The sequence below is a fragment of the Proteus genomosp. 6 genome, from assembly GCF_040139785.1.
In the GTDB taxonomy this organism is placed as follows: domain Bacteria; phylum Pseudomonadota; class Gammaproteobacteria; order Enterobacterales; family Enterobacteriaceae; genus Proteus.
Window position 1 is genome coordinate 160,965 of the sequence record NZ_JBEEVJ010000005.1, and the last position, 17,583, is coordinate 178,547.

Genomic DNA, 17,583 nt, shown 5'->3' on the forward strand with positions numbered 1-17,583 from the left:
TTATGTTAGCTCAATTTGAATGGTGGCATGGTGCGTTTCTGATACTTGCCGTAGTGCTCGAGATTGTCGCGAATATATTCTTAAAAATGTCTAACGGTTTTAGCCGAATGGGATTAGGAATATTATCACTGTTTTGTGTATTAGGTGCCTTTAGTGCACTGGCAATGGCAGTCAAAGGGATAGAGCTTTCTGTTGCTTATGCACTTTGGGGAGCATTCGGAATTATTGCAACCATTGCCGCGGGTTGGATCTTATTTAATCAACGACTCAATTATAAAGGATGGGGTGGAATTATATTATTACTGGTTGGTATGATAATGATTAAATTTGCCTAAATCTAATTAACTTAATAAATGAGATATTGATAAAACAAAAAATCTAATTATTACAGCAAATAAGTGACATTAAAAAGCTGAGTTCTTATGAATTCAGCTTTTTTATATAAACGTAACAGGTCAATAAATAATACCTATTTATATAGCCGCAATAATCTTAATTTCAACTTTATATTCAGGGTGCATTAATTGTGCTTGTACAGTACAACGCACTGGTGCGCTACCTTTGGCAACCCATGCATCCCACGCTTGATTCATTCCTGCAAAATCCTCTTTATTAGCTAAAAAAATGGTTGCATCAAGAATTTTAGTTTTATCAGAACCTACACGTTGTAACAAAACGTCAATTGCCGCTAATGTGTTTGCTGTTTGTTCAATAATATCGCCCGATAAATTTTCTGGCACCGCAGTGTAATAAATTGTGTCGTTATGAATAACAGCTTCAGACCAGCGATCTTCAGGGTCGATACGTTTAATTGTCATTATGAGTTCTCCTTTGTATTAACGGCATAGGTGGTACTTTTGGTTATCCACTGGCATAATTTACGTCTTATTTTATAAAAAGAGTATGCCTGTGTCAGACGATTTTGCAGAAAACGGGATTTTAACCCGAACTATTCCAGGATTTCATCCCCGTGAAGCTCAACGACAAATGGCGAAATCAATAGAGGAAACTATTGATAAGCAAGGTGTACTTATCGCTGAAGCGGGTACAGGGACAGGAAAAACGTATGCTTATCTTGTGCCCGCGTTGCGTTCGGGTAAAAAAACGATTATCTCAACAGGCTCTAAAGCCTTGCAAGATCAATTATATAGTCGAGATTTACCCACGATCATTGAAGCGATTAATTATGATGGTAATACGGCGTTATTAAAAGGGCGTTCTAACTATCTCTGCTTGGAAAGGCTTGATCAGCAAATGCTGAGTGGTGGTGATCTCGAGGCCGAAGTTTTGTCTGATGTAATGTATGTGCGTCAATGGTCAACGCAGACAGAAGATGGTGATGTGAGCCGTTGTCATAGCGTGGCTGAAGACAGTCGTGTTTGGCCTTTAGTCACAAGTACTAACGATAACTGTTTAGGCAGTGATTGCCCTCGCTATAAAGAGTGTTATGTTTTAAGTGCACGTAAAAAAGCAATGGATGCGGATATTGTGGTGGTTAATCACCATTTATTTATGGCGGATACTGTCGTTAAAGATACTGGTTTTGGTGAGCTAATTCCGGAAGCTGAAATTATGATCTTTGATGAAGCCCATCAAATTCCAGATATCGCTAGTCACTATTTTGGTCAACAACTTACCAGTAGACAGCTTTTTGATCTCGCCAGAGACATGACAGTTGCTTATCGCACAGAAGTCCGTGATCAAGTTCAGTTGCAAAAAAGCGCTGATAGATTAACGCAAATGGTGATGGATTTTCGCTTAGCGTTAGGTGATACGGGGTATCGTGGAAATTTACGTGAGCTATTGCAAGGTGGTGAAACAAAACGTTTTCTTACGTTACTGGATGATGCCTTAGAACTGAGCTATGACGTAATGAAACTTTCGTTAGGGCGAAGCCAATTACTTGATAGTGCTTTTGAACGCGCCACCGTTTATCGCAATCGCTTAAAACGCCTGATTGATACCACAATTCCGGGTTATAGCTACTGGTTTGAAAGTTATGGTCGCCATTTTTTACTGGCCATTACGCCACTTTCTGTGGCCGATAAATTTCGTGAGCTTATCAAATCACATAAAAGTAGTTGGGTGTTTACCTCTGCAACACTTTCTGTAAATGAACAGATGTCTTATTACACAGACAGGCTCGGTTTAGAAAATGCGACAACACTGATTTTAAACAGTCCGTTTGATTATCAACGTCAAACATTACTCTGTGTACCACGTTATTTGCCACCATTAAATCAATCTTATACGGCGAAACGTTTAGCCACTATGCTCACGCCTGTTATTTTAAAAAACCAAGGTCGCTGTTTTTTCCTCTGTACTTCACATGCCATGATGCGTGGACTTGCCGAAGAATTCAAAGCCAGTTTGCCATTACCCGTATTGATGCAAGGAGAGATGAGTAAAACGCAATTACTGCAAAAATTTATCTCATCAGGAAATGCGCTTTTAGTGGCGACTCAAAGTTTTTGGGAAGGTGTTGATGTGCGTGGAGATACATTGTCTTGTGTGATTATTGATAAATTACCCTTTACAGCACCTGATGATCCTTTATTAAGAGCACGTATTGAAGATTGTGAGTTGCGGGGCGGAGATGCCTTTAAAGATGTCCAAATTCCTGATGCTGTTATTAGTTTAAAACAAGGTGTCGGGCGATTAATTCGTGATGTACACGATTATGGTGCAATTATAGTTTGTGATGATAGATTGGTTTCTCGTGCATATGGCGAGGTTTTTTTAAGTAGTCTGCCACCATCACCACGAACGCGTTCACTCGAAAAAACAATGAAATTTTTGAGCCAACGCGCACAGCAGAATGAAATACAAGAAATATCGGATTCATAATAGCGATCGCACAGAATGTGTGTTTATTCTGTTGAACACTATTATGATATTATTATTCCTCTTTTAATTATCGAATTTGCCGGAGTTATGGCGTGTCACTGCGAATTTTAGCAATTGATACTGCAACAGAATCTTGTTCAGTTGCAGTTTGGAATGAAGGCGTTGTTGCTTCACGTTTTGAAATCTCACCTCGTGAACATACACAAAAGATTTTACCTATGGTGAAAAGCGCCTTAGAAGAAGCAAACATCACATTGCAATCATTAGATGCACTTGCTTTTGGACGAGGCCCAGGGAGCTTTACTGGCGTTCGTATTGGTGTTGGTGTTGCACAAGGTATTGCGTTAGGTGCTGAGTTGCCCATGATTGGTATTTCATCACTTGCCACAATGGCTGAAGGTGTCTTTAGAACAACGGGTATTAAACAAGTTCTCGTGGCAATCGATGCGCGTATGGGTGAAATCTATTGCGCTCAATATCAGCGTAATGATGCAGGTGCTTGGGTGGGGGAAGACACTGAAGCGGTGATGAAACCTGAGCAGTTTATTGAAGCATTACAATCAACAACAGGAACATGGGCAATGGCAGGTACAGGCTGGCAAGCTTATCCTGATTTAAAAAAAGCGTTGTCTTTCACTGTTGTTGAAACTGAGATTACATTACCTGCTGCACAAGATATGTTACCCCTTGCTGTAACCGCTTGGCATGAAGGTAAAGCAACCAAAGTTGAAGACGCTGAGCCTGTGTATTTACGTAATGAAGTGACGTGGAAAAAATTGCCCGGTCGTGAATAGATTTGTGAGTATCTATTAGAAATCGAAGAGTAAAGCTATAATAGTACTATAGAGTAACGTCAATAATGACTTGCAATGAGGTGGTTTATGAACAGACAATTAAACTACCGTTTGGTAAGCAAAGCGCTATTTCTATCTGGTGCTTTGTTTCTGGCGGGATGCGTCTCTATACCTGAATCAATAAAAGGTACATCAGCAACGCCTGTTACTGATTTAAATGGAGTTTTTGTTGCACCTGAGCTTTATATTGGCCAAGAAGGGCGTTTTGGTGGACGTGTGATTGATGTTAAAAATCTTCAATCATCAACACAGCTAGAAATTGCTGTTATGCCTCTTTCTCAATATGATGCTGCGCCCGAATTGCAACAGCCTTCTATTGGTCGTCTCTATGCGAATGTTATGCATTTCTTAGATCCTACCGATTATAAAAATCAGTATGTAACAGTAGTTGGTACTATTAAAGGTGTTGAAACTGGCAAAGTCGGTGAAGCGAGTTATCCATTTTTACGTATTGATGTGACGGGCATGAAACGTTGGACGCTGACACAACAAGTCATTATGCCAGCACCTGTTATGACATGGGGATATTATGGAGATGGCCCATATTGGGGTTATCATCATGGATATGGCGGTTACGGTGGATATCCATATGGAACCGGTCAGGTTGTGCCCGTTTTAGAATAAAAAATGGGTATTAGATTCCATGACAAAATAATATTTTATCTCCATTTGTGAGAAACGGTGTATAATCAATATCTATAATATATTAGGTAACTATCTAATAGAGTTATTAAAGTTGAATAAAAATAAAAGAGAGGGCGGTTTTGACCGCCTTCTTTTTTGTTAATCTAAAAATAAAATATTTAGTGACACACTTCGCATCTTCACAACAGAAAATTGTTTGTGCTGGTAGGATGAGTTAATACTTTGTTAAAAATGAAACATAATATTAACCCAAGAAGTGCGATTAATCAGGAGTACTACTTTGGAAAAAGTCTGGCTTAAACGTTATCCGGCAGATGTTCCGGCTGAAATTGACCCGGACCGTTTTGCATCCCTTGCTGAGATGCTTGAAAACGCTGTCGCAAATTACGCAGATCAACCCGCCTTTATCAATATGGGCGAGGTCATGACTTATCGCAAACTTGAAGAGCGTAGCCGTGCTTTTGCAGCATACTTGCAAAACGGCTTAGGATTAAAAAAAGGTGATCGTGTTGCCTTAATGATGCCTAATTTACTGCAATATCCTATCGCGCTTTTCGGTATTCTTCGTGCAGGCATGGTTGTCGTAAACGTAAACCCACTTTACACACCAAGAGAACTTGAACATCAATTAAATGACAGTGGTGCAAATGCCATTGTAATAGTCTCTAACTTTGCGCATACGCTCGAAAAAATCGTATTTAATACCAGTATTAAACACGTTATTTTAACCCGAATGGGTGATCAGCTATCTCGTCCTAAAGCAACATTAGTCGACTTTGTTGTTAAATATATCAAACGATTAGTGCCTAAATATAACTTGCCTGATGCCATTTCATTCCGTAGAGCAATGCATTTTGGTTATCGTATGCAATATATCAAACCTGAAATTACAGGAAGTGACCTAGCTTTCTTGCAATACACAGGGGGAACAACAGGTATTGCTAAAGGTGCTATGTTAACGCACCGCAATATGTTGGCAAATCTTGAGCAAGCAAAAGCGGCTTATGTACCTGCACTAAATGTAGGTAAAGAGCTGGTGGTTACAGCGTTACCGCTATATCACGTTTTTGCTTTAACCGTAAACTGTCTGCTCTTTATTGAAATTGGTGGTAAAAATTTACTTATTACCAACCCTCGTGATGTGAAAGGCACAATTAAAGAGCTAGGACGTTACCCTGTCACGGCAATTACTGGCGTAAATACTTTATTTAATGCTTGGTTACAAAATCCAGAATTCCGTCAGCTTGATTTTTCCAAACTAAACCTCTCTGTTGGCGGTGGTATGCCCGTTCAAAATAGTGTTGCTAAAGAGTGGGAAGAGTTAACGGGTAAACATTTGTTAGAAGGTTATGGTTTGACTGAATGTTCTCCTTTAGTCACTGGTAACCCTTATAATTTGAAAAAATACAGTGGTAGTATTGGCTTACCTGTACCTTCAACGGATGTGAAGTTTATGGATGATGAAGGTAACGAAGTTGACCGCACTGTAGGCGGTGAAATGTGGGTTCGTGGTCCTCAAGTAATGAAAGGTTATTGGAATCGTCCTGATGCAACTGATGAAGTTTTACATGATGGTTGGGTTGCAACTGGTGATATTGCTACAATGGATGACGAAGGCTTTATTCGTATCATTGATCGCAAAAAAGATATGATCTTAGTTTCAGGCTTTAATGTATACCCTAATGAAGTCGAAGAAGTTGTCACGGCGCATCCTAAGGTTTTAGAATCAGCTGCAATTGGCGTACCGAGTAAAAACTCAGGTGAAGCAGTTAAAGTTTTCATTGTGAAAAAAGATCCATCATTAACAGAAGATGAGATAAAAACACACTGTCGTCGTTACCTAACAGGTTATAAAGTACCTAAAATTATTGAGTTCCGCGATGAATTACCAAAATCAAATGTTGGTAAAATTTTACGCAGAGAGTTAAGAAATGAAGAAAAAGAGTTGAAAACCTCAACTGAATCTTGATACAACACTCAATAACCTTTTTCAATTTCGCCGGTTTATACCGGCGTTTTTGTGATTACATAAAAAAGTCATTAGACATAAAAATAAGAGAAACCTGTTTTGAATTATCAATTGATTACGACAGACACTGCATTAGATACCGCCTGTAAAGCCGCTTCTGAGGCTTCACAAATAGCTTTAGATACAGAGTTTGTCCGCATACGAACCTATTACCCACATCTTGGTTTGATCCAGATGTATGACGGTAAGCAGATCTCTCTTATTGATCCGTTAGCAATTAAGGATTGGGCTCCTTTTGTTGAGCTACTAACAAACTCAGACATTATGAAGTTTCTCCATGCGGGAAGTGAAGATCTCGAAGTCTTTTCTCACCAGTTTGGCTGTGTTCCAACACCTATGATTGACACTCAAGTCGTTGCTGCATTCTTAGGTCATCCTATTTCTTGTGGTTTTGCGACATTAGTTGAGAAATATGAAAATGTTGCACTCGATAAAAGTGAATCTCGAACAGATTGGCTAGCGCGACCTTTAACTGAAAAACAGTGCCAATATGCCAGTGGTGATGTTTTCTATTTGCTACCTTTAGCTGAAAAATTAATTAAAGAAGCTGAAGAAGCAGGCTATATGGATGCCATTGCAGATGAATGCAACATGATTGCAGAACGTCGACAAGAAACGGTTGTACCAGAGCTTGCCTATCGTGATATTAGCAATGCATGGCAATTAAAAGGCCAACAGCTAGCATGCTTACAAATGCTTGCTCAGTGGCGTTTAAATCAAGCTAAATCTCGTGATATGGCATTAAACTTCGTTGTAAGAGAAGAACATTTATGGTCTGTTGCTCGTTATTTTCCTTCATCACTAGCAGAATTAGATGCGTTATCGCTTTCTGGTCAAGAAATTCGTTGTCATGGTCGTCGCTTATTAGATTTTGTTGCTAAGGCAAAAGAAATTAAAGATGAAGATTGCCCAGAGCCTATTGGCAATTTAATTGAACAACCAAACTATAAAAAAGCGTTTAAAGCAATCAAATCGGTTATTCAAGAAATTAGTGAAGACAAGCGTTATAACCCTGAATTATTAGCCTCAAGAAGACAAATAAATCAATTATTGAGTGTTCATTGGAAAATAAGAGAAGGGCAACCTGAGCTTACTTCACGCTGGCGTAAAGCCTTATTAGAAGAAAAAGTCACTGAAATTTTGGCACAATATTCCTAAATTTGTTAACGGCTTATTTTCTAATAGCAAATACTTGAAATGAAGTCGGTATCATTAGTTCAATAAATAGGAGTCTCTTTTGAGGCTCTTATTTTTTGCGCACAAAAAAATCGCCTATAAAAAATAGGTGATACGGATTAATAAGCTAAATAAACAGGGCGTAAAATAAACGTTATAACGGAATAAAAAAACTCCTTTGACTTATCACCAATGATCAAAATAGCAACGAGATATAGCGCTATTTGCGCATTCAGGTGTATTCAATTTGTATATAATTAAACACAGAGCCAATCAAATTAATTATAGTTCATGGCTGGCTCTGTGAATAATGACTTATATAAAGCGTAAAATATGATTTACTTTGTAGGTTCTTCACTCTCAGGTAAAGTCACATTTAGCTCTAATACAGAGATATCATCACCTTTTTGTTCAAATTGAACTGAAAGCATCTCTGGATCTATCTGCACATATTTGCAGATGACACCTAATAAATCTCTTTTCATATCAGGTAAATAAGCTGGCTCGCTATCACCACGGCGGCGTTCTGCTACGATAATTTGTAGACGCTCCTTGGCAATATTAGCTGTCGACTTTTTACGCGACAGGAAAAAATCTAGTAAAGCCATCTTTTACCCCCCAAAAAGGCGTTTCAGAAAGCCTTTTTTCTCTTCTTCAATAAAACGGAATGGATGTTCTTCACCTAACAAACGATTTACTGTATCTGAATAGGCTTTACCCGCATCAGACTCGCTATCTAAAATAACAGGTTCACCTTGGTTAGATGAACGTAAAACAGATTGATCTTCTGGAATAACACCCAAGAGTGGAATGCATAGAATTTCAAGGACATCTTCCATACTTAACATATCACCACGGTTAACACGACCGGGGTTATAACGTGTTAATAGCAGATGTTCTTTAATTGGTTCTTCACCACGTTCAGCACGACGTGATTTCGAGGCAAGAATGCCTAAAATACGGTCGGAGTCACGTACTGATGACACTTCAGGGTTTGTGGTGATAACAGCTTCATCTGCGAAATAAAGAGCCATCAAAGCGCCACTTTCGATACCCGCAGGTGAATCACAGATAATAAAATCAAAACCCATTTCATCAAGTTCATCTAATACTTGTTCGACACCATCACGAGTGAGCGCGTCTTTATCTCTTGTTTGTGAAGCAGGGAGAATAAATAGATTTTCTGTACGCTTATCTTTAATCAATGCTTGATTTAAAGAAGCATCACCCTGAATAACATTAACAAAATCATAAACAACTCTACGTTCACAACCCATGATAAGGTCTAGATTACGCAACCCAATGTCAAAGTCGATAACAACCGTCTTATGACCTTTTTGAGCGAGGCCGGTAGAAATGGCCGCGCTGGAAGTTGTTTTACCAACCCCACCTTTACCTGACGTAACAACAATAATGCGTGCCATGGAGTGATTCCTTGTCGATGCTCTAAATTAAGTTCTCGATTGTTAATTCATTCTCTTGCAAACTCAGTTGTACTGATTTACCAACAAAGTCTGTAGGAATTTGGTCGCTTAGCCAATATTGACCAGCAATAGAAACAAGTTCAGCAGACAGATGTGTACAAAAAATATGACTCTCTTGATCACCCGATGCTCCTGCAAGCACACGTCCACGTAACACACCGTAGACATGAACATTACCATCAGCAATTAATTCAGCGCCTGCACTTACATTACTGATAACGACTAAATCGCTATTTTGAGCATAAATACGCTGACCTGAACGCACAGGTGTATGGATGATTTTTGTTTTTTGACGAACAACTGTCGGTGCTTCATTCGTTTTATCGTTATTTGCCTGAGTGCTTGGCTTAACTATTTTACCTTCATTTAAGATAGGTAACTGTGCGGCAATTATCGCTTCTTTCTGTTGAGCGTTTGAACTACCACTAATTCCCACGACTCGTAAGCCAGCATCTTCTACAATTCGCCTCAGTTTTTTAAAATCAATATTTTCATCTGCTAAAGCAGAGACATTGATAACCACAGGTGCGTTTTTCAGAAATTGAGGCGCTTGTGCAATTTTTTCTGAAATAGCCTGACGAATAACTTTCGGTGTTCCATCGTTTAAATGGAGTACTGAAAGGGTAAAATTACTGCCTTTTAACTCAATGGGCGTGTTTGACATCTATCTGACTCAGTAAATTTTTTATAATCTGGCACAAAAAACCAGAGACGATATTACGAAAGTATATAAGCATGTTATATTTACTAAAATATTCAGGCAAGTCGCTTATTTTAATAATTAGAGTTTAATGAAAATGATTTGTGCAATTTACCGTAGTACCAAACGTGATCAAACTTATTTATACATCGAAAAAAAGGATGATTTCTCTCGAATTCCGGACGAATTATTACAAAGTTTTGGCGAACCACAATTTTCAATGTTGCTTAATCTCGCGGATAGACAGCGTTTAGCGCATGCTGACATTGAAAAAGTCAAAAAAGCATTAGTTGAACAGGGTTTTTACTTACAAGTTCCACCCCCTGTCGAAAGTATGTTAAATGCTTATTTAGATGAATTAAAAAAATCAGAAAAAACTGAATAAATCATCGAGATAAAAGGAGCATAAATGTTCAAATATTCATTCATCGCTGTGATTGTTTCCGGTTTAATGTTATCTGCGTGTACTCATAGCCAACAAAAATTGGCTGAAAGGCAAATTACTGCACCAGAGGAAAAGGCAGTTGAAACACAAAAAATGCCTCGATGGAAACAAGTGAATGTTGCATCGTTAGAACAAGCGTTTCCTAAAGAAACTCGTACTTCTGCACAATTTCCTGCTTATGTTGAAGCGTTAAAATTGAAAGCAGCTCAATTGGGATATAAACAAGAAACAATAGATTTTGCTTTTTCAGAAGCACATTTTATTGAACGAGTGATTAAATCAGACCGTAATCAACCGGAAAAGAAAATCACACTCGATGTTTATTTACCGCGCATTGTCACCAATGGGCGTTTAAACCAAGGGGCTAAGCTTTATCAAGAGAATCAAGATACCCTAGAACAAATCAGCAAAAAATATGGTGTGCCTGCAAACTATATTGTTGCGTTATGGGGACTTGAGAGTGGCTTTGGTAAGGTGCAAGGCAAAGAAGATGTTGTCTCTGCACTTGCAACGCTTGCGTTTGAAGGCCGTCGAGAAGAACTTTTTGCTCGTCAATTGATGGCAGCATTAGAGATTATTGAAGAAGGACATATCCCTCAAGGACAGCGTCTCAAAGGCTCTTGGGCGGGTGCTATGGGGCAAACTCAGTTTATGCCATCTTCCTTCCTAACTTATGCCGCAGATGGCAATGGTGATGGAAAAATCGATATTTGGAATACTCAAGAAGACGCATTTGCTTCGGCTGCTAACTATTTAGCGACTGAAGGTTGGAAAAGTGGACTTCCTTGGGGAGAACAGGTTACTTTATCGGTAGATTTTAACCAACAGCTTGAAGGCATTAAGACCGAACAGAAAAAAACGGTCGCTCAATGGAAAGCGTTGGGTGTTCAATTACCTGTAAATAGCCAATTGAACGATGCTATGACTGTATGGTTAATCATTCCTGATGATGATTTGCACAGAAGCTATTTAGTAACACAGAACTTCCGTACGATTATGCATTGGAACAGCTCTTACTTTTTTGCCCTCAGCATTGTCACAATGGCTGATGGTGTTGCTAATAAAATAAATTCACTACCTAACGCGAGCTAATCGCGTTTTTATAGTGAAATAAAACACAGCAATTTACCTAAAAGGAACACATTATGTATCAACATCGTGATTGGGAAGGTGCGTTACTTGATTTTCCTGTCAATAAAGTGATTTGCGTTGGCAGTAACTATGCAAATCACATTAAAGAGATGGGGTCCGTTCGCTCAGAAGAGCCTGTGATTTTTATCAAACCAGAAACAGCAATGTGTGATATTCGCCAACCTATTTCTATCCCAAAAGATATGGGAGCGGTTCATCACGAAATTGAATTAGCGGTACTTATCGGTCAGCCACTTAAGCAAGCTAACGAAGATAGGGTTGATCGTGCAATTGCGGGTTTCGGTCTTGGTCTTGATCTCACATTACGTGACTTACAAGGTAAATTGAAAAAAGCAGGGCAACCATGGGAAAAAAGTAAAGCGTTTGATGGCTCTGCACCATTATCAGGTTTTATCCCTGTCAATTCATTTGGCGACCCGCAAAATGCGGATTTAATGTTACGTGTTAATGACGAGATTCGTCAGCAGGGTAACAGTCGTGATATGCTAACCCCTGTTTTACCCCTTATCAGCTATATGTCTCGCTTTTTTACTCTACGTCCTGGTGATGTGATTTTAACGGGGACACCTGAAGGTGTTGGTCCTCTAGAATCAGGCGATATGTTGGTATTAAGTGTTAATGAACATCAGCTGACAACGCGGGTTATTTAATTCGTATTAGATGAGCAATAAGGTAATAACGTAGAGATGACACAGGCTTTTTGGCAGACTAAAACATTAGATGAAATGAGTGATGATGAGTGGGAATCGCTCTGTGACGGGTGTGGACAGTGTTGTTTACACAAGTTAATGGATGACGATACTGATGAGATATATTTTACCAATGTCGCTTGTAATCAGCTAAATATTAAAACTTGCCAATGCAGTAATTATGAAGATCGTTTCCGTTATGAGCCAGATTGTATCAAACTTACACGGTATAATTTACCAACATTTGAGTGGCTACCAATGACATGTGCGTATCGCCTGTTAGCAGAGGGTAAGACGTTACAAAGTTGGCATCCACTTATTGCAGGTAATAAAGCAAAAATGCACCAAGGCAATATTTCCGTAAGATATATTGCGGTACCAGAAACGGAAGTTGAAGATTGGGAAGATCATATTCTTAATCGTCCGAAAGGGCGTGGTTAATTACTTCTTTTCATTAAAAAGCGCCTTTATAGGCGCTTTTTGTTAAAGGAGCTAAGTAATGACAATAGATATTGCTGGGTCAGCTATACTGATTGACATGATGTCAATGATAAAAAATTCCTGATTTGATGCCAATAAGAGAAAAAATATTCATCAAATAATCTTTTTAAGAAAATCTATTGACGAGATGGGAAATATAGTCCATGATTATTCTCATGGTGGGAAATTTGAATTTCACCAACTAAATGAATAAATGCCTCGCTTATGCGGGGCTTTTTGCATTTTAGTGCTGTGAAAATTCCCGCCATATTTTATAGCAAAATTCTGAGTCGTATTCAGTCATTGAAAAGCACATCAATATTAAAATGATGCGCTTTTCTTTATCGTTTATTACCAGAATTCACTAAAAGAGAAGAATGGATTTTCTCTTATCTAAAACATCAAAACTCGCTTCGGCGAGTTTTTTTGTTTCTTCATTTTATAAAAAGGAATTTTATATGAAACGTATTACCCCGATTATTTTATCACTTCTTATGGTTTCAACTAGCTATGCCAATTCAGAGACGATGGTAGGGCCTGATCTTGAAACACAACCATCTGCCGTTGCGCGTGATACTTCAATGCGTGCAATGAATGATGAAAACTGTGGTATTGGTTGTCCATTAGGAGGCAGTGAAACCACAATTCAACGTGATGTTTATACATTAAATAATAATAGCGAAACCAAGTTTGCGGACTGGGTTGCTTATTTAGTGACTAAAGACAGTATTGGTAGTGGTAAAGCACGTAACTGGAAAAAAGACCCAGCTTTAGGTAATGATGAAACCTTATCGCCAACGGATTACAAAAATGCCAATGCCACATTAAAAGTTGACCGTGGTCATCAGGCGCCTTTAGCTTCATTGGCTGCGTTGCCTGGTTGGAATGCACTTAACTATCTTTCGAATATCACACCACAAAAAGCAGATTTAAACCAAGGTGCGTGGGTGCGATTAGAAGATCAAGAGCGTAATTTGGCAAAAGAAGGTCATAAAGTCTTTACAGTTACTGGTCCTATCTATGAAAGAGATATGGGTAAATTGCCAAGTACAGATAAAGATCACACAATTCCAAGTGCTTATTTTAAAGTGGTTTTTCTAAATGATTCACCTGAAAACTCCTCTTATGCAGCGTTTATTATGGATCAACAAACACCGAAAAAAGCAAATTTCTGTGAATTCCAAGTAACTGCGGCAGAAGTGGAAGCACGTACAGGTCTAACACTTTGGAGTCAATTACCTGAAAGCGCTCAAGGTGTGAAATCTCAATCTGGTGAGTTAGTCAAAAAAATGGGATGTACGGTATTAAAATAAGATTTTAAACCGATTTCTTAGTAAGTAATAAAAAAGGTCACTCAATTGAGTGACCTTTATCAATATAGTTAAATGGCTATAATTTAGCGGTTTTCAAGATTAATAAGCTGGTGTCGCTGATTAAAAAACTTCTTATAGGTTAAATAGCAAGCAATAATGGTTGAAATACTGGCTGTTGCCATCAACATAAAAGTCACCATAATTTGATATTTAACAGCTTGTAATGGATCAACACCGGCAAAAATAAGCCCTGACATCATACCCGGTAAACTCACAATACCCACAGTTTTTGCTGCATCAACGGTCGGGATCAATGAAGATTTAATGCTATCTCGAATAATACTCATTGAGGCTAATTTAGGTGTCGCACCAAGGCTTAACATCTCTTGCAATTGCTGTTGTTGATTTTGAAAACGTTGACCCAAATTATTATAACAAAGCCCTGTTGCTATCATCGCATTACCCGCAATCATCCCCGTAATAGGAATAATTTGAATTGGTGTAAAAGCAATAGAACTGGTGAGCAATAAAATAGTTAAAGTTAATAGTGCCCCAGTTGTAATAGCAGTAAATGAGATCAGAAAAATATCTTTAACGTATTTACTTCGCTTTTTGGCATTATGAGCTGCGTTATAGCAGATAAATAACACCATTAAGAAGGTGAGAATAAAATGGTCAACATGGAAAATATAGGTCAAGACATAGCCAACAATTAATAGTTGAATAATGGCTCTTGCTGTACTCCAAATAATATCTTTTTCTAAAGCTAGTTTTTCTTTGCGACTAATAAAAATAGCCACGAGAACTAATAAAAGCGAGAAAATTAGAGATTCATTGCTTATCGTATGTTCGTTCATAATATTATGTTCGCTCATAACAAAAGGATGACTGAGAAAGAAATAAAAAATCAGGCATCATTGTGAGAAGGTAATAAAATCACATCATCAGCGTGTTTTATTTCATTTTGATCGTGAGTAACCCACAACACAGCAAGATTTTGATCTTTAACGTACTGGTGAATAACATCATTCACTTTTGTTTTATTATCTTCATCTAATGCACTTGTTATCTCATCAAGTAATAAGATTTTTGGCATAAATTGCAGATTTCTTATCAGTGAAATACGCTGCTTTTCACCGCCAGAAAGTTCATTAATTCCTTTTTTCATAATGGATTCAGGTAAACAAAAATAATCCAAATCATGTGCTAGTTTCTTATCATCCACTGAGAGTTTTCGTAAGAAATAAGGAAATTTAAGGTTATCGTAAACAGTTTCACCAAATAACATAGGTGTTTGAGTGCAATAAGAAACTTGTTGACGATATTCTTCGGGTGACAACGTTAAATAGTCTTTATTTTCAAAGAAAATTGAACCCTTGGTAGGTGATAATAGAGAAGCGACAATCTTGAGTAAGGTACTTTTACCACAACCTGAAGGGCCTGTGATAAGTTTAAATTCAGAAGGTTGAAGTTCAAAATTGATATCATCGAGGATAGTTTTGTTATCGACTCGATAACTTATTTTATCAAGACGTAAAAGTGCAGTCGTGCTTTCCATTCTTATCCCAAACTTAAAAGAGAGAATAATAATTATTATACAGAATTAACGATATAAAGATCCTGCTTTAAATCAGTTAGTAAGCAAATTTGTTACTATTGAAGTATAGGATAATAAGAATGCGAGCCAATAAAAAAGATAAAATTATTTTGTATATTGAGAGTACCACTGCTGTATATCGCTGATTATTTCATTCGTTAAACGCTCGCCTTGTTCATTATAAAACCCATGATCTAGCTTATTGTATTTAATAAATTTCACATTAGGCTGATTGATATCTTGGCTTAATTGATGAAATGCATCGACATTTACATTAGTGTCATTAAGTGTCTGAATAATTAATACAGGGGTGTGTTGATTACTTTTAATGACTTTGAGTAAATCGATAGTAAAAAATTGTTGCCACCATATTTTACTGTGTTCGCTTATAAATTGTTCATCATCTATTTGATTATTTTTTATTGCGTCAGCAAATTGCTGAAAGCCATTTAGAGCATCTTCAACGTATTCTTTCGGTGTGGTATGGCGGATATTATAAAGAACATCATCAAGAAAAAAACGACCCCCGCCATTTAACGCAATAGCTGCTTTAATATCATTGCGCTTAGTTACCACTAAATGCACCATCGTGGCGCCTTCACTTCCACCAATTAAAATAATATTCGGATACTGTGAGGATAATTTATCTAACACAGCTTCATAATCTTCGATTCGTTGCTTGGGATTATCATGACGCTTATAGATTTTAGGACAATCAACACGTTCACCATCATATTGTGAATAAGGTAATAGGGCGGTAATACCGTATTTTTCCACCATGAGAACATCACTATTTGGTAACCACTGACCAAAGGTTTCTTGGATAAACATGTTATTTTTAATGCTGTTACAGTCAGAGCCTTGCATTAATACTAATAGAGTTTGGTTTTTTTCAGCTCGTTTATCCAAGTAATAGCTAATTTCACTACCATCTTTCCGTGGGAGTAGATGTGTCGATATTTTTGCATAACTTGCAAAAGAAGGAAGCAAAAAAGTAGAGAGTAAAAATAGAAGTGAAATGCGCATGATCACCTTATTTGTTTTTGTAGGGAGGTAATACGAAATTTTATTTTAATAATAAGTAAACAGCTAATTTAGTGAATTATTGTACAGAAACAAGTGATGAAAAATTTATCGCACAGATAGTCACTATGAAATTAATCTGCTCTTAATAAAATAGCCTGAAAATTCAAGCTATTTGAGGATCATCAATGGATGGGAACGAAATAATCAATCTCTAAGGTTTTTGGTAATTCCATTAAATCAACATCAGTTTCTATACTGACATACCTTTCAATATCAGCGCCTAAGCGACGACATAAACCTAATGCAGGTAGCGTATAAAAATAAATTTTCATCGCAAACTGCTTATATTCTTCTAATGTTCCCTTAAATTGAAATCGGACATAACGTCCTCCTTCTATCACTCTTTTTCTAAAACCACTGGTTTTTGTAAAATGATCTAAGTTATTCAAGCCAATTTCATAATCAATTTGGATTTTATTTTTACGTAAAGTATTGGGTTGGTATGAGATAAGCACCGTACTTTCCGTAAAATTTTTATCAGTATACAGTAAAAAATCATTCCAAAATTGATGACGAATATCTTCATGTAATTTGCCAATATCTTCTATAGAGCAAAAATATTGATATTGCATGCCGTAAACATAACTGTCTGGTAATTCCATAATCTTAGGAATAGGTAAATCAATAACATCAAAATTAATGGGGGGCTGGAAATTATTACCACAAAGATTATCAAGTTTACGATATTCCGTTGGTGTAACACCAAATGTTGCTTTAAAGCGACGAGTAAATGACTGTTGAGAATCAAATTGATAACGCAATGCAACAGTGAGAATAGGTAACTTTGTTAACCGTAACTCTGTTGCAGCTTTTGTTAAACGTCTTCCTCGAATATACGAAGCAAGCGTTAAACCCGTTGCTTGTTTAAATACACGTTGTAAGTGCCACTTTGTGTAACCTGATTTAATTGCCACATCATCAAGTAACAACGGTTTTTCCAGATTCACCTCAATCCAGAGAAGGAGTTCTTTGATAATTTCTATATTAAATGAGGATAAGGTATTGGAGGGGATAAGCCCATTGTACTGAGATGACATGATGATTTCCTGAAAATATTTTGTTCAGTTTACACGAAACTGATACCCA

19 protein-coding genes are annotated in these 17,583 nt (G+C 37.5%); 11 read left to right on the plus strand and 8 right to left on the minus strand.

Features of this window, described 5'->3' with window-relative positions:
• Window positions 1-2: 2 nt before the first annotated feature.
• Window positions 3-335 (plus strand): multidrug/spermidine efflux SMR transporter subunit MdtI, encoded by a 333-nt coding sequence (mdtI, locus tag ABN212_RS08370; RefSeq protein ID WP_198619995.1) that lies wholly within the window; start codon window positions 3-5, stop codon window positions 333-335.
• A gap of 138 nt (window positions 336-473) precedes the next feature.
• Here the strand turns inward: mdtI and ABN212_RS08375 are convergent, their stop codons facing one another.
• Complete coding sequence (locus ABN212_RS08375; RefSeq protein ID WP_349443100.1) at window positions 474-818, minus strand: RidA family protein; 345 nt, start codon at window positions 816-818, stop codon at window positions 474-476.
• Window positions 819-903: 85 nt separating this feature from the next.
• On the opposite strand from ABN212_RS08375, the gene ABN212_RS08380 reads away from it, so the two are divergent.
• From ABN212_RS08380 to rnd, 5 genes are all read left to right on the plus strand, one after another.
• Window positions 904-2,847, plus strand: a complete 1,944-nt coding sequence (locus ABN212_RS08380; RefSeq protein WP_349443101.1) for an ATP-dependent DNA helicase — start codon at window positions 904-906, stop codon at window positions 2,845-2,847.
• A gap of 92 nt (window positions 2,848-2,939) precedes the next feature.
• Window positions 2,940-3,641 carry a tRNA (adenosine(37)-N6)-threonylcarbamoyltransferase complex dimerization subunit type 1 TsaB gene (gene tsaB, locus ABN212_RS08385; protein ID WP_109372245.1) on the plus strand — a complete coding sequence of 234 codons (702 nt, stop codon included), beginning with the start codon at window positions 2,940-2,942 and terminating at the stop codon, window positions 3,639-3,641.
• An 87-nt stretch (window positions 3,642-3,728) separates the two neighbouring features.
• Complete coding sequence (locus ABN212_RS08390) at window positions 3,729-4,325, plus strand: Slp family lipoprotein (protein ID WP_198619998.1); 597 nt, start codon at window positions 3,729-3,731, stop codon at window positions 4,323-4,325.
• A gap of 301 nt (window positions 4,326-4,626) precedes the next feature.
• On the plus strand, window positions 4,627-6,315 hold the full coding sequence (fadD, locus tag ABN212_RS08395) for a long-chain-fatty-acid--CoA ligase FadD (RefSeq protein WP_349443102.1): 1,689 nt from the start codon (window positions 4,627-4,629) through the stop codon (window positions 6,313-6,315).
• A gap of 99 nt (window positions 6,316-6,414) precedes the next feature.
• The gene (gene rnd / locus ABN212_RS08400; protein ID WP_198619999.1) at window positions 6,415-7,533 is read left to right on the plus strand and encodes a ribonuclease D; all 1,119 of its coding nucleotides are present in this window, start codon (window positions 6,415-6,417) and stop codon (window positions 7,531-7,533) included.
• 356 nt (window positions 7,534-7,889) lie between these two features.
• Here rnd and minE read toward each other — a convergent pair whose 3' ends face one another.
• From minE to minC, 3 genes are read right to left on the minus strand one after another with little or no spacing between them, the layout of a single operon-like run.
• Entirely contained in the window at window positions 7,890-8,159 is a 270-nt protein-coding gene (gene minE / locus ABN212_RS08405; protein ID WP_023582089.1) for a cell division topological specificity factor MinE, read from the minus strand.
• A gap of 3 nt (window positions 8,160-8,162) precedes the next feature.
• Window positions 8,163-8,975, minus strand: coding sequence for a septum site-determining protein MinD (gene minD, locus ABN212_RS08410; protein WP_109372249.1), 813 nt, complete (start codon window positions 8,973-8,975; stop codon window positions 8,163-8,165).
• 22 nt (window positions 8,976-8,997) lie between these two features.
• Window positions 8,998-9,699 (minus strand): septum site-determining protein MinC, encoded by a 702-nt coding sequence (minC, locus tag ABN212_RS08415; protein ID WP_109372250.1) that lies wholly within the window; start codon window positions 9,697-9,699, stop codon window positions 8,998-9,000.
• Between the two features lie 133 nt (window positions 9,700-9,832).
• On the opposite strand from minC, the gene ABN212_RS08420 reads away from it, so the two are divergent.
• From ABN212_RS08420 to ABN212_RS08440, 5 genes are all read left to right on the plus strand, one after another.
• Window positions 9,833-10,120 carry a YcgL domain-containing protein gene (locus tag ABN212_RS08420; RefSeq protein ID WP_069369136.1) on the plus strand — a complete coding sequence of 96 codons (288 nt, stop codon included), beginning with the start codon at window positions 9,833-9,835 and terminating at the stop codon, window positions 10,118-10,120.
• A gap of 24 nt (window positions 10,121-10,144) precedes the next feature.
• Entirely contained in the window at window positions 10,145-11,272 is a 1,128-nt protein-coding gene (locus ABN212_RS08425; RefSeq protein WP_109372251.1) for a lytic murein transglycosylase, read from the plus strand.
• Window positions 11,273-11,325: 53 nt separating this feature from the next.
• Window positions 11,326-11,982, plus strand: coding sequence for a fumarylacetoacetate hydrolase family protein (locus ABN212_RS08430; protein ID WP_198620001.1), 657 nt, complete (start codon window positions 11,326-11,328; stop codon window positions 11,980-11,982).
• Between the two features lie 36 nt (window positions 11,983-12,018).
• Window positions 12,019-12,462 carry a YcgN family cysteine cluster protein gene (locus ABN212_RS08435; protein ID WP_088495473.1) on the plus strand — a complete coding sequence of 148 codons (444 nt, stop codon included), beginning with the start codon at window positions 12,019-12,021 and terminating at the stop codon, window positions 12,460-12,462.
• Between the two features lie 620 nt (window positions 12,463-13,082).
• A complete protein-coding gene (locus ABN212_RS08440; RefSeq protein WP_232797488.1) occupies window positions 13,083-13,814 on the plus strand; it encodes a DNA/RNA non-specific endonuclease in 732 nt (243 codons plus the stop codon).
• An 83-nt stretch (window positions 13,815-13,897) separates the two neighbouring features.
• Here ABN212_RS08440 and fetB read toward each other — a convergent pair whose 3' ends face one another.
• From fetB to ABN212_RS08460, 4 genes are all read right to left on the minus strand, one after another.
• A complete protein-coding gene (gene fetB / locus ABN212_RS08445) occupies window positions 13,898-14,671 on the minus strand; it encodes an iron efflux ABC transporter permease subunit FetB (protein ID WP_109372253.1) in 774 nt (257 codons plus the stop codon).
• A 50-nt stretch (window positions 14,672-14,721) separates the two neighbouring features.
• On the minus strand, window positions 14,722-15,372 hold the full coding sequence (gene fetA, locus ABN212_RS08450; RefSeq protein WP_198625668.1) for an iron efflux ABC transporter ATP-binding subunit FetA: 651 nt from the start codon (window positions 15,370-15,372) through the stop codon (window positions 14,722-14,724).
• A 144-nt stretch (window positions 15,373-15,516) separates the two neighbouring features.
• Entirely contained in the window at window positions 15,517-16,437 is a 921-nt protein-coding gene (locus tag ABN212_RS08455) for an alpha/beta hydrolase family protein (RefSeq protein ID WP_198630006.1), read from the minus strand.
• A gap of 182 nt (window positions 16,438-16,619) precedes the next feature.
• On the minus strand, window positions 16,620-17,534 hold the full coding sequence (locus tag ABN212_RS08460; RefSeq protein ID WP_109372256.1) for a helix-turn-helix domain-containing protein: 915 nt from the start codon (window positions 17,532-17,534) through the stop codon (window positions 16,620-16,622).
• Window positions 17,535-17,583 lie beyond the last annotated feature (49 nt).